Origin of the sequence: Streptomyces actuosus (genome assembly GCF_016921115.1) — a bacterium.
Classification (GTDB): domain Bacteria; phylum Actinomycetota; class Actinomycetes; order Streptomycetales; family Streptomycetaceae; genus Streptomyces; species Streptomyces actuosus_A.
Map to the genome: position 1 here is coordinate 191,204 of NZ_JAFFZS010000012.1, position 12,307 is coordinate 203,510.

9 protein-coding genes and 1 rRNA gene are annotated in these 12,307 nt (G+C 73.4%); 5 read left to right on the forward strand and 5 right to left on the reverse strand.

The window, feature by feature from the left end:
- Positions 1-207: 207 nt before the first annotated feature.
- The 4 genes from JS756_RS17800 to mtnA all read right to left on the reverse strand — a co-directional run bounded on the left by JS756_RS17800 (position 208) and on the right by mtnA (position 6,330).
- Positions 208-2,034, reverse strand: coding sequence for an LpqB family beta-propeller domain-containing protein (locus JS756_RS17800; protein WP_205384086.1), 1,827 nt, complete (start codon positions 2,032-2,034; stop codon positions 208-210).
- Positions 2,024-4,384: an MtrAB system histidine kinase MtrB gene (gene mtrB / locus JS756_RS17805; RefSeq protein ID WP_240203917.1), complete on the reverse strand. Its 2,361-nt coding sequence runs from the start codon at positions 4,382-4,384 to the stop codon at positions 2,024-2,026. The genes JS756_RS17800 and mtrB overlap by 11 nt, the downstream gene beginning before the upstream one ends.
- Position 4,385: 1 nt before the next feature.
- Entirely contained in the window at positions 4,386-5,075 is a 690-nt protein-coding gene (gene mtrA, locus JS756_RS17810; RefSeq protein ID WP_015659998.1) for a two-component system response regulator MtrA, read from the reverse strand.
- Positions 5,076-5,148: 73 nt separating this feature from the next.
- Positions 5,149-6,330: an S-methyl-5-thioribose-1-phosphate isomerase gene (gene mtnA, locus JS756_RS17815; RefSeq protein ID WP_205384087.1), complete on the reverse strand. Its 1,182-nt coding sequence runs from the start codon at positions 6,328-6,330 to the stop codon at positions 5,149-5,151.
- A gap of 140 nt (positions 6,331-6,470) precedes the next feature.
- Here mtnA and JS756_RS17820 point away from each other — a divergent pair, with 140 nt between their 5' ends.
- The 5 genes from JS756_RS17820 to JS756_RS17840 are packed head-to-tail and all read left to right on the forward strand — an operon-like array spanning position 6,471 to position 12,054.
- A complete protein-coding gene (locus tag JS756_RS17820) occupies positions 6,471-7,772 on the forward strand; it encodes a glycerophosphoryl diester phosphodiesterase membrane domain-containing protein (RefSeq protein ID WP_205384088.1) in 1,302 nt (433 codons plus the stop codon).
- A 4-nt stretch (positions 7,773-7,776) separates the two neighbouring features.
- Positions 7,777-8,565 (forward strand): DUF4129 domain-containing protein, encoded by a 789-nt coding sequence (locus JS756_RS17825; protein WP_205384089.1) that lies wholly within the window; start codon positions 7,777-7,779, stop codon positions 8,563-8,565.
- Positions 8,562-9,755, forward strand: coding sequence for a DUF4350 domain-containing protein (locus JS756_RS17830; RefSeq protein ID WP_205384090.1), 1,194 nt, complete (start codon positions 8,562-8,564; stop codon positions 9,753-9,755). Before JS756_RS17825 ends, JS756_RS17830 begins: the two co-directional genes overlap by 4 nt.
- Complete coding sequence (locus tag JS756_RS17835) at positions 9,752-10,744, forward strand: AAA family ATPase (RefSeq protein ID WP_205384091.1); 993 nt, start codon at positions 9,752-9,754, stop codon at positions 10,742-10,744. Before JS756_RS17830 ends, JS756_RS17835 begins: the two co-directional genes overlap by 4 nt.
- Complete coding sequence (locus JS756_RS17840) at positions 10,744-12,054, forward strand: DUF58 domain-containing protein (protein ID WP_205384092.1); 1,311 nt, start codon at positions 10,744-10,746, stop codon at positions 12,052-12,054. The genes JS756_RS17835 and JS756_RS17840 overlap by 1 nt, the downstream gene beginning before the upstream one ends.
- Positions 12,055-12,180: 126 nt before the next feature.
- Here the strand turns inward: JS756_RS17840 and rrf are convergent.
- Positions 12,181-12,297 (reverse strand): 5S ribosomal RNA (gene rrf / locus JS756_RS17845).
- Between the last annotated feature and the right edge of the window lie 10 nt (positions 12,298-12,307).

Consider the following 12,307-nt stretch of genomic DNA (forward strand, 5'->3'; position numbering starts at 1 on the left):
CGGCCACCCCTGTGGAAAACCCGCTGTGGAAAACTCAGCGCTTTCCCCGTACACGCACGCCCACACGCCTGGGCGGCGGTGAAACGGCATCGGAAGACCGCTGAAGGGCCGGAAAACGGGTCCGAGGCCTCTGCCGCCGCGGCACGGCGGGAAAGCGCCACGGCGGCAGGGCGGGAAGCAGCATCCGAACAGCCGCCTAGAGGGGACTCACCCCGGATAAACGGGCGCCGACCCCAGTTTCACGACCTTCTCCCACTGCCCCGTGGAAGGCAGGCGCACAATGCCGTCCACCGAGTGGGCCACCAGCGAAACCCGGTCGTCCTCGGAGGCGGCGATCTCCTTCACCCCGGTCAGTGCGGCCGGCGCCGGACCCTCCGGTGTGGAGCCGTCGACCTGCACGTAGCGCATCTGCTGCACGCCCTCCGTCTCGCGTCCGACCACCACGAGCCGGCTGTCACCGGCCCACGACATGGTCGTGACCTCCTCCAGCTCGGGTGCCGCGGGGCGCAGTTCGAGCACGGAGACCTGCGGCTTCCCGCCGCCGTCGCCGTCCTCCCGCTCGATCCGGCCGATGACGAGCGACTGCTTGCCGTCCTTCTCGACGACCAGCGCGATCCGCACGCCGTCAGCGGCCACCCGCACGTCCCGGATGGTGCCGTCGAGGCCGGGGATCGCCACGTCCATCGGCTGGCCCGCGCCGTTCACCAGCAGGAACAACCCACCGTGGGCGGGGTCGCGGTCGGCCACCCACAGGTCTCCGTGCGGATCCCAGCTGGGCGTCGACAGCCGGTCCTGCTGCTTCGCGCCGCTGCTGGTCAGCAGGCTGCCGCCGAGGGAGCTGGCCGACACCATCGACGCGACGTACAACTGCCGGCCGTCGGCGCTGACCCCGGCCGCCACGTGCTCGTCGTGCGACACCGCCACCGCGCTCAGGCCGACCGCGCCCTCGCCCAGCGGGCCGGGAACGGGGTCGGGCCTGGTGGCGCCGTTGGCCAGCCGGACCAGCCGGTGGTCGCCGTTGACGAAGTAGAGATATTCGGGGTGGCTCTGCGAACCGCGCGCGGCGACCGTGTCGGCCCGGTCCTTGCCGAGCGAGCACAGGTGCTGTCCGCCCGACCGCAGCTCGACCTCGTCCACCACGGGCGTGAGGTTCTGCAGTGTGAACAGCAACTGGGCCGCCATCTCGTCGCACTTGCCCCGGCCGACCCGCGCGGCCTTGTCGTTGAGCGGCACGGTCAGCCGGTTCTGGTCGTCCGGCGTCAGCGCCGTGACGCCCTTGGCCAGCGCCGTACCGGTGGGGAAGCTCGACCTGGCCACGGGCCGCAGCCACCGGGTGGGCCCGGCGAGCACCGACCGCACGACCTGTGTCATGGGCTCGACGCGCTCGCGCACGTACACGGGATCGGCGACCGTCACCGGCTCCCCGGAGGGCTCCTCCGTGCTCGACGCGAAGTAGTACTTGTTGACGGACATGTAGTTGCGCTGGAAGTCGGACTTGCCCATGACGACACCCGGCGGCGGCCCGTCGATGCGCCACTGGCCCGTCTTCCCGTCCCGGGTGAGGTGCACCGGCTGCCGGTACGTCCCCGGAGAGGGCGTGTACGACTGCTGCTCGTCCACCGTGGCGACCCTCGTGCCGATCAGCGTGAACAGGAAGTCGTCGCCGTACTCCCGGCCTCCGGATCGATCGGCCTCGGCTCCGGGCCCGTCCGCGAGCACGGTGGTGGACCGGAACGGGTGCCAGTTCTTCGACGCCTCCGGCGTCAGGTACTTCCGCGCCGTCGCGAACGTCGGATCGTCGCTGGTCAGCGCCTCCAGGAAGCCCTGCACGATCTCCGAGGGCAGCGCACCTTCCCTGGGTGGCATCGCGAAGACCCGCACCTGCGAGTCCTGCCGCGGCGTCGACTCCACACCGCGCAGGTCACCGCTGTCGGGCATCGTCGCGCAGCCGGCCAGCAGAACCGCACCGCAGGCGGCGTACGCCGCCGTACGCACCGCCGTGCGCCGGGCGCTCCCGGTGAGGTCAGCGCCCACGGAAGGCCTCCCCTTGCTGATCGGCCGCCCCGGACCGGGCCGGCCGGACGGACTGCACGGACTCTGCGGGCTGCTGGGTCTTCGGGTGCCGCTGGGAATCGTCGGGCCGAGCAGCGTGCCCGGCCGGGGCGGACCGGTCGCCGGGCCCGGCGTCCCCGGCACCGTCGAGGTGCGCGGAGCCGATGGAACCGGCGTGCCCGGCGCCGCGGTCCGCCGGCTCGGGGCGGTCCGCGTGCCCGGGGTGCTCGCGCGGCTCGGAACGGCCGGGTCGCCCGGGACGGCCGGAGGGGCCGGAGCGCGCCGTCGCCGATCCACCCGGTGCCGCCGCACCGGCGGAGGCCGATGTCCCGGTCGGCCTGGTCGCGCCGCCCGGCACCGTCTCCGGACGCAGCGGCCCACCGCCCGGCCGCGGCACCACGCGGGCGCCGTTCCCGGGCAGCGCCGTCGGATCGGCGGTCGGCGTCGTTCCGGTCACCAGGGGCGGCATCGAGGCGTGGGGCCCCAGCGGCTGCGCCTGGTCCCCGCCCGGCTGGGCGGGCACGGTGGCCGCCTTCTCGCCGCCGCGGGGCATGCCGGCGTCGTTCAGTCCGCGGTTGCGGCGCGAGTCCTTCGGCTCCAGGGGTATCGGAGAGCCCCGCAACGGCTCGTCGGCGGTCCTGGGCAGCGTCAGACGGAACTGCGAACCGCCGCCCGGTTCGCCCCAGGCCTGCAGCCAGCCGCCGTGCAGCCGCGCGTCCTCCAGGGCGATGGACAGCCCGAGTCCCGTCCCGCCCGTGGTACGCGCGCGTGCCGGGTCGGCCCGCCAGAAGCGGCTGAAGACCCGGGTCGCCTCGCCGGGCTTGAGCCCGACCCCGTAGTCGCGCACCGCGACGGCGACCGCCCCGCCCGCTGCGGCGAGCTTGACGACGACGTCCCTGCCCTCGCCGTGTTCCACGGCGTTGACCACGAGGTTGCGCAGGACACGTTCCACGCGGCGGGCGTCGGCCTCGGCGACCACGGGCTGCTGGTCCCCGACCACGCGTATCCGGGTCCCCTTGCGGTCGGCCAGGGGCGCGGCGCCGCTGACGACGCTGCGCACGACCTCCCTGAGGTCGATCGGCTCGGCCTCCAGCGCCGCCGCGCCCGCGTCGAACCGGCTGATCTCCAGCAGATCCGCGAGCAGCGACTCGAACCGGTCCAGCTGATCGGCGAGCAGTTCGGCCGACCGGGCCGTCACGGGGTCGAAGTCCTCGCGTGCCTCGTGGATGACGTCGGCCGCCATCCGCACGGTCGTCAGCGGTGTCCGCAGCTCGTGCGACACGTCGGACACGAACCGCCGCTGCATCCGCGACAGGTCCTCCAGCTGGTTGATCTTCAGCTGAAGGTTCTGCGCCATCTTGTTGAAGGCCTCGCCGAGCCGGGCGATGTCGTCCTCGCCGGTGACCTTCATCCGCTCCTGGAGCCGCCCGGCCGAAAGCCGCTCCGCGATCCCGGCGGCCATCCGCACGGGCGTCACGACCTGCCGCACCACCAGCCACGCGATGGCTCCGAGCAGTACGACGACGAAGAGCCCCGCGGTGGCCAGGGTGCCCTTGACCAGGCTCAGCGACTTCTCCTCCTGCGTGAGCGGGAAGAGGTAGTACAGCTGGTAGGGGTTGCCGTTGGGGTCGTTGACCTGCTTGCCGATGACCAGTCCGGGCTGCGACTGCTTGCCGTCGTAGTAGACGATCCGGGTGTAGCTCTGCGCCGCGGCGGTGCTGGAGTCGATGCGTTGCCGCAGGGCCTCGGGCACGCTGACGGAGGGGTCGACGAACCCGGAGGCGCGCGGACCGCGCCCGCCGGCGCCGTCGCCGCCCACGGGCAGGGTCACCACGTCGAACGCGCCCTGACCGCCGCTGGACAGCGACGAGACCAGGTTGCTCATCCACTCGATGACGTTCGGCGCGGGACTGCCGTCCACCCCGGAAGCGTCGTCGGCTCCGGACGCCGCCTCGTCGGCCTTCTGCTTGGCCACCGCGAAACCGCCCGTGGCCTGGCTCTGCGACGCCTTGACCTTGGCGTCCAGCAGGCCGTTGCGCACCTGCCCGATCACGACGAAGCCCAGCAGCAGCACGACACCGAGCGACATCACCAGGGTCGTGGCGACGACCCGGAGCTGGATGTTGCGCCGCCACAGGCGTATGACGGGCAGCAGCGGGCGGCGCACCCACCGCATGAACAGGCGGATGACCGGGCTGCCCTGGACGCCGCCCTGGAGCAGTCCGCCCTCCAGGAAGCGTGCTCGGCGTGAGCCCGGCGCCTTGGAGCCGACAGGCCGCCCGGCACCGGCGCCGGAGGGGCGGGGCGCCGCAGCGGCACTGTCCCTGGACATGTCAGCTCGGCCCGGCCTTGTAACCGACGCCGCGGACGGTCACCACGATCTCCGGTCGCTCCGGGTCCTTCTCGACCTTGGAGCGCAGCCGCTGGACGTGCACGTTGACCAGGCGCGTGTCGGCCGCGTGCCGGTAGCCCCACACCTGCTCCAGGAGCACCTCGCGGGTGAACACCTGCCACGGCTTGCGGGCCAGCGCCACCAGCAGATCGAACTCCAACGGCGTCAGCGCGATGGACTGCCCGTCCCGCTTCACGGAGTGCCCGGCCACGTCGATGACGAGGTCACCGATGGCGAGCTGCTCCGGGGCGGGCTCCTCCGACCTCCTGAGCCGCGCCCTGATCCGGGCGACGAGCTCCTTCGGCTTGAACGGCTTGACGATGTAGTCGTCGGCACCGGACTCCAGGCCCACGACCACGTCGACGGTGTCGCTCTTGGCCGTGAGCATCACGATCGGCACTCCGGACTCCGCCCTGATCAGGCGGCACACCTCGATCCCGTCCCGGCCCGGCAGCATCAGATCGAGCAGCACCAGGTCGGGCTTGGTCTCACGGAATGCAGCCAGCGCCTTGTCGCCGTCGGCTACGAAAGACGGCTCAAAACCTTCACCACGCAGCACAATGCCGAGCATCTCGGCCAGTGCGGTGTCGTCGTCGACGACAAGGACTCGTCCCTTCATAAACGACATCATCCCATTCTCGTAACAGTGACCGGGGCGCTGGTGAGGGAGGTCACTGGCCCGTGACGATAGTCGTACGCACCGGTCACTGTCTGCCCTCGCCTCCGCCGCCGCTGGCGGGGCCCTGTCCGAGGGGCTCCCGCCGCGTCCCGGCGCACAGCTCGGCCAGGGAACCGGCGGTCACCGGCGATGCCGCGCCACCCTCCGTGACGATCGCCGTCACCAGCTCCGGCGGCGTCACGTCGAACGCCGGGTTGTAGGCCTGGGCCCCCAGCGGCGCCACCGGAACACCGCCCCCGGCACCGAGCGCCGGCGCCTGCGGCGTGCTGATCTCGGTCACCTCGTACCCCGGCCGCTGCTCGACCTCGATGGACGCACCGTCCGGGGTGTCCGGGTCCATCGTGGTCGCGGGCGCCACCACGATGAACGGCACGTGGTGGTAGCGGGCGAGCACCGCCAGCGGGTAGCTGCCCACCTTGTTCGCCACCGACCCGTCGGCCGCGATGCGGTCCGCTCCGACCAGTACCGCGTCCACCTCGCCCGCCGCGAACAGCGAGCCGGCCGCGTTGTCGGCGAGCAGCGTGTACGGCATGCCGTGCCGGGCTGCCTCCCAGCCCGTCAGGCGGGCGCCCTGCAGCAGCGGCCGGGTCTCGTCCACCCACAGCCGCCGCAGCCGGCCCGCCCGGTGCGCGGCCAGCGCGACCGCGAACGCGGTCCCCTCACCGCCGGACACCAGCGCCCCGGTGTTGCAGTGCGTGAGGATGCGGTGCCCGCCGCCGGGCAGCAGCTCGTCGAGCAGCGCCAGGCCGTGTCCGGCCATCCGGGCGCTGGCCTCGGCGTCCTCGCGGTGCAACGTCCGTGCCGCGGCGAGCGCCGCCTGAGCGGCCTGCCCCGAGGTGCCGCCGCGGGCGAGGGCGGCCCGGTGCGCCTCCTGGGCCCTGAGTACGCCGACGGACAGATTCACCGCGGTGGGCCGGGCACCGGCCAGCGCGTTCGCCGCGTCGGCCACGTCGAACCCGCGCGCGGCGGCCAGCGCGACACCGTAGGCGCCCGTGATGCCCAGCAGGGGCGCCCCGCGCACGGCGAGCGAACCGATCGCCTCCACCAGTGCCGGAGGGTCCGTACAGACCAGCTCGACCTCCTCGGCCGGCAGCCTCGTCTGGTCGAGCAGGACCACGACGGGCCCCTCGGGTGGCTCCTCCCATCGGATCACTGGTGTGCCGGTGGCCTGCTTGTCCTCGCCGGATTGCGCGTACTGATCAGCCATGCGCTCAGTCTGCCCGTTATCCGGCCGACAATTGAAGGTGTGCAGGCCCGACCTCGACCGGGACCCCGATGACCTCCCCATGGCACGATGGCTGCCAACCTGCCGCCGCGACCGCGGACGGGCACCGTGAAGGAGCGACGATGAAAGACACTCCGGGCTGGGCCTCGCCCGGATCCGCCCCGTCCGAAGGGCAGGAGACCGGTGCGCAGCCGCCTGCCGGCCCCGCGGGACCGGCCGACGGGCCGGAGCAGAGTTCGCCCGGCGCCGACGCCCGGTGGTCCCCGGTACAGCCGCCGGCCGGCCAGTGGTCCGCGCCGGCCCCCTCGCAACAGCCGGGCCAGGTACCGCCGCCCCCGCCGCCCCCGCCGCCCGGCCCCGGGTGGGGTGCGCCCGCGCCCGCCGGCGGCCCCGGTCCCGCCGGTCACCGCGGATGGGGCGCGGGCTGGGGCGGCCCGCCGCCCGCGGTCAAGCCCGGTGTGATCCCGCTGCGCCCTCTCGGCGTGGGCGAGATCCTCGACGGGGCGGTGTCCACCATGCGCACCCACTGGCGCACGGTCCTGGGCATCTCGCTGACCGTCGCGGTGGTCACCGAGGTCGCCGTGGTCCTGCTCCGGGGCCTGGTCCTGAACGACACGGTGAGCAGCGACGCCCTCAACGACCCCGACGCCACCGTCGACGAGCTCACCCGCGCCATGGGCAGCGCCATGATCGACTCCGGCGTCGTCTTCCTCGTCTCGCTGGTCGGCACGATCGTGGCGACCGCGCTGCTGACCACGGTCACCAGCCGTGCCGTCCTGGGCCGGTCCGTCACCGCCCGGGAGGCCTGGCAGGACGCGCGACCGCAACTGCCGAGGCTCTTCGGGCTGATCTTCCTGCTGCTGCTCATGGCCGCGGGCATCGGCGCGGTGGGTATGGGCCCCGGCTTCGTCATCGCCGCCACCGGGGACGCGGAGGCCGGTGCCGCGCTCGCCGCCCTGGGTGGTGTCACCGCCGCCGCCGTCGTCCTGTGGCTGATGGTCCGCTTCTCCCTGGCCTCGCCCGCGCTGATGCTGGAGAAGCAGAGCATCCGCAAGGCGCTGGGCCGCTCCGCGAAGCTGGTCCGCGGCTCCTGGTGGCGCGTCTTCGGCATCCAGCTGCTCGCCATGATCATCGCGAACATCGTCGCGGCGATCGTCGTCGTCCCCTTCTCCCTGCTGGGCGCCGCGTTCAGCGACGACGGCATCTCCGGCTTCGTCGACGGTGCCGGCGGCCTCGGCTGGACGTTCCTGATCGTCAGTGGCATCGGATCGGTCATCGGCTCCATGATCACGTTCCCGATCAGTGCGGGCGTGACAGTGCTCCTCTACATCGACCAGCGCATCCGCCGCGAAGCCCTGGACCTCGAACTGGCCCGCGCCGCCGGCCTTCCCGGGCACGGCGTCACCGGCACTCCCGGAAGCTGATGCGGTGAGTCCGACGGGGGGAGTTCTCACAGCGGCGGTACGGGCGGCCCTGGAACGCGCCGCCGACACAGCCGTACCGGCCGTGCTGCGTGCCGGCGACACCTCGCTGCTGTCGTCGGCGCGCTCCGGCGACGCACCACCGGTCACGATCGACCGCGGCTCCGGACGCGAGGCGGCCCGGCGCGAACTGTCCAAGAGCGCGTACCACCAGAACGACCCCAGCCTGTTCGAACGCGCCCTGAACAGGCTGTGGGAGTGGCTCGACCGCCTCTTCGGGGCCGCGTCCACCGCGGCCCCGGGCGGCACCGTCGGCCTCGTCGTCATCGTCGTCGCCGTCCTGGCGGTCCTGGCCGCGCTGTGGTGGCGCCTGGGCACGCCGCGACGCGGGCCGGCCTCCTCCGCGCATCTCTTCGACGACCGTCCGCGCAGCGCCGCCGAACACCGCGCCGCCGCCGAGGCGCACGCCGCCCAGGCGCACTGGAACCAGGCCGTCCAGGAACGCACGCGCGCGATCGTCCGCTCCCTGGAGGAACGTGCCCTGCTCGACGTGCGCCCGGGCCGCACCGCCGACGAGGCAGCCGCCGAAGCGGGCCGCGTCCTGCCCGCCCACACGGACGGGCTGCGCTCCGCGGCGCGGACGTTCGACGACGTCACGTACGGCGGACGCCGGGCGACCGAGCAGGCGTACCGGCACCTCGTCGCACTCGACCGCGACCTCGAAGGCAGCAAACCCGTGCTGGCCGGCACCACGACCGGCTCGGCCGGCACCGGCCACCCGGGAGCCGCCGGATGACGACCGAGGCATCCCGCCCGGCCACCTCGGCCTCGCCCACCTCGCTCCAGGTGTTCACCCGCTCCCGCGGCCTTCTCCTGGCGCTGGTGCTGCTCCTGGCCGCGGCCGTCACCATCGCCGTCGTCCGCTCCGGCGACCGGCACGGCAGCCTCGACCCGCGCTCCACCGACCCCTCGGGCAGCCGGGCCGTCGCCTCACTCCTCGCCGAACGCGGCGTCGGCACGCGCGTGGTGACCACCCTCGACGAGGCACGCTCCGCGGCCGGCCCGGACACCACCCTCCTGGTCGCCGTCCCCGACCTGCTGACGCCCTTTCAGCAGAACCGACTCCGCGCGGCGACCGCCGACTCCGGCGGCCGCACCGTCCTCGTCGCGCCCGGCGGCACGTCCGTGGAGAACCTCGTCCCCCAGGTCACCGCCGACCCGGCCACCAGCGCCCGCTCGACGCTGGCCCCCGACTGCGACCTGCCTGCCGCCCGCCGCGCCGGCACCGCCGACACCGGCGGCATCCGCTACACCACCACCCGTCTGGACGCCGACGAGTGCTACCCCAGCCGGCGCCTGGCCACCCTGCTGCGCGTCCCGGCTCCCGGGGACGGCGACACGATCGTCCTCGGCGCGCCCGACATCCTCTTCAACAAGCGCCTCGACCAGCAGGGCAACGCCTCGCTCGCCCTTCAGCTCCTCGGGTCCCGCCCCCATCTGGTCTGGTACCTCCCCTCCTTGTCCGACACCACCGCCACCGAGACGGACGACGAGACGGATTTCCTGGACCTGCTCCCCTCGGGCTGGCTGTGGGGCACCCTGCAGCTCTTCGTCGCGGCAGCCCTGGCCGCCCTCTGGCGCGCCCGCCGGCTCGGACGCCTCGTGCCCGAGAACCTTCCCGTCGCTGTCCGCGCCTCCGAGACGGTCGAAGGCCGCGCCCGTCTCTACCGGAAGGCGGATGCCCGCGACCGGGCCGCCGCCGCGCTCCGTTCCACGACACGCACCCGCCTGGCCCCGCTCGTGGGCGTCCCCGTCTCCCAGGCCCACGCGCCCGAGGCCCTGCTCCCCGCTCTCTCCGCCCACCTGCACGGCGGCGGACAGGATCTGCACACCCTCCTCTTCGGCCCGCCGCCGCGCGACGACGCGGCGCTCGTCTCCCTCGCCGACCGACTCGACGCCCTCGAAAGTGAGGTACGCCGTCCATGACGGACCCGACCACTGACATCGCCGAGCAGACCGGGCATCCGGGCAATCCCCGGGCCGCCCTCGAATCCCTGCGCGCCGAGATCGCCAAGGCCGTGGTCGGTCAGGACCCCGCTGTCACCGGCCTCGTCGTCGCTCTGCTCTGCCGCGGACACGTCCTCCTCGAAGGAGTCCCCGGCGTGGCCAAGACGTTGCTCGTCCGCGCGCTCGCCTCCGCCCTCGAACTCGACACCAAGCGCGTTCAGTTCACGCCCGATCTGATGCCCAGTGACGTGACCGGCTCGCTGGTCTACGACGCCCGCACCGCGGAGTTCTCGTTCCAGCCGGGCCCGGTCTTCACCCACCTCCTCCTCGCGGACGAGATCAACCGCACGCCGCCGAAGACCCAGTCGTCCCTCCTCGAAGCCATGGAGGAGCGCCAGGTCACGGTCGACGGCACGCCCCGTCCCCTCCCGGATCCCTTCCTGGTCGCCGCCACGCAGAACCCGGTGGAGTACGAGGGCACCTACCCCCTGCCGGAGGCCCAGCTGGACCGTTTCCTGCTGAAGCTGACGATCCCGCTGCCCTCCCGCCAGGACGAGATCGACGTCCTCACCCGGCACGCCTCCGGCTTCAACCCGCGCGACCTGCACGCCGCGGGAGTCCGCCCGGTGGCCGGCACCGCCGACCTCCGGGCGGCCCGCGCCGCGGTCGCCGGGACCGTGGTCTCCCCGGAGATCACCGCCTACGTGGTGGACATCTGCCGTGCGACCCGCGAGTCCCCGTCCCTCACGCTCGGGGTGTCCCCCCGCGGTGCCACCGCCCTGCTCGCCACCTCACGCGCCTGGGCATGGCTGACGGGCCGCGACTACGTGATCCCCGACGACGTCAAGGCGCTCGCCCTGCCCACCCTGCGTCACCGTGTGCAGTTGCGCCCGGAGGCCGAGATGGAGGGCGTCACGGCCGACTCCGTGATCACCGCGATCCTCGCCCACGTCCCCGTCCCCCGCTGATGGCATTCACCGGACGCGCCGCGCTCCTTGCGGCACTGGGCTCGGTCCCCGTGGGGATCTGGGGACCCGGCTGGGCCGGCGTCCTCGCCGTGAACGCCCCCCTGGCGGTGGCGTGCGCCTGCGACTTCGCCCTGGCGGCGCCGGTACGGCGCCTGGGCCTGACCCGCTCCGGCGACATGTCGGTCCGCCTGGGCGAGACGGCCGACGTCACCCTCACCGTGGCCAACCCCTCCCGCCGCCCGCTCCGCGCGCATCTGCGAGACGCGTGGCCCCCCAGCAGCTGGCTGCCCGGCACGGAGATCGCGGCATCCCGCCACCGCATCACCGTCCCTGCGGGCGAACGGCGACGCCTCACCACGCGGCTGCGGCCCACCCGACGGGGCGATCGCAGGGCCGACCGGGTCACGATCCGCTCATACGGACCTCTGGGCCTGTTCTCCCGCCAGGGCACGCACGAGGTCCCCTGGAGGGTGCGTGTCCTGCCACCGTTCACGAGCCGCCGGCACCTGCCGTCGAAGCTGGCCCGCCTCCGGGAGCTCGACGGCCGCACCAGCGCCCTCCAGCGCGGTGAGGGCACGGAGTTCGACAGCCTGCGCGCCTATGTCCCGGGCGACGACACCCGATCCATCGACTGGCGTGCCACGGCTCGCCAGAACGCGGTCGCCGTCCGCACCTGGCGCCCGGAACGGGACCGCCACATCCTGCTGGTCCTGGACACCGGCCGCACGTCCGCGGGCCGTGTGGGCGACGCCCCACGCCTCGACGCCGCCATGGACGCGGCTCTTCTCCTGGCCGCCCTGGCCGCCCGAGCGGGCGACCGGGTCGACCTGCTCGCCTACGACCGCCGCGTTCGCGCCCTGGTCCAGGGCCGCTCCGCGGGCGACGTCCTGCCGTCGCTGGTGGACGCGATGGCCACGATCGAGCCCGAGCTGGTGGAGACGGACGCCCGCGGCCTGTCGGCGACGGCCCTGCGCACAGCGCCCCGCCGTTCACTGATCGTGCTCTTCACGACCCTCGACGCCGCCCCGGTCGAGGAGGGCCTGCTTCCCGTCCTGCCTCGCCTGACCCAGCGCCATTCGGTCCTGGTGGCCTCTGTGGCCGACCCCCACGTCGCGGCCATGGCCGGGGCGCGCGGTACGACGGACGCGGTGTACGAGGCGGCAGCGGCAGCCCAGTCCCAGGCGGAACGCCACCGGATCGCCGAGCAGCTGCGCCGGCACGGTGTCACGGTCGTCGACGCGACTCCGGACGACCTCGCGCCGGCACTCGCCGACACGTACCTGGCCCTCAAGGCAGGCGGACGCCTGTGAGCCGACTCCGAGCCGACCGGGGGGTCAAGACTGATCCGGATTCCCCCGGCAGGCCCGGACCGGCACGGGGGCACCATGAACGCAGAAAACCCCGCACCGAACCGGTGCGGGGTTTTCTCAATATTCGTTCGGCGGCGTCCTACTCTCCCACAGGGTCCCCCCTGCAGTACCATCGGCGCTGTAAGGCTTAGCTTCCGGGTTCGGAATGTAACCGGGCGTTTCCCTCACGCTATGACCACCGAAACACTATGAA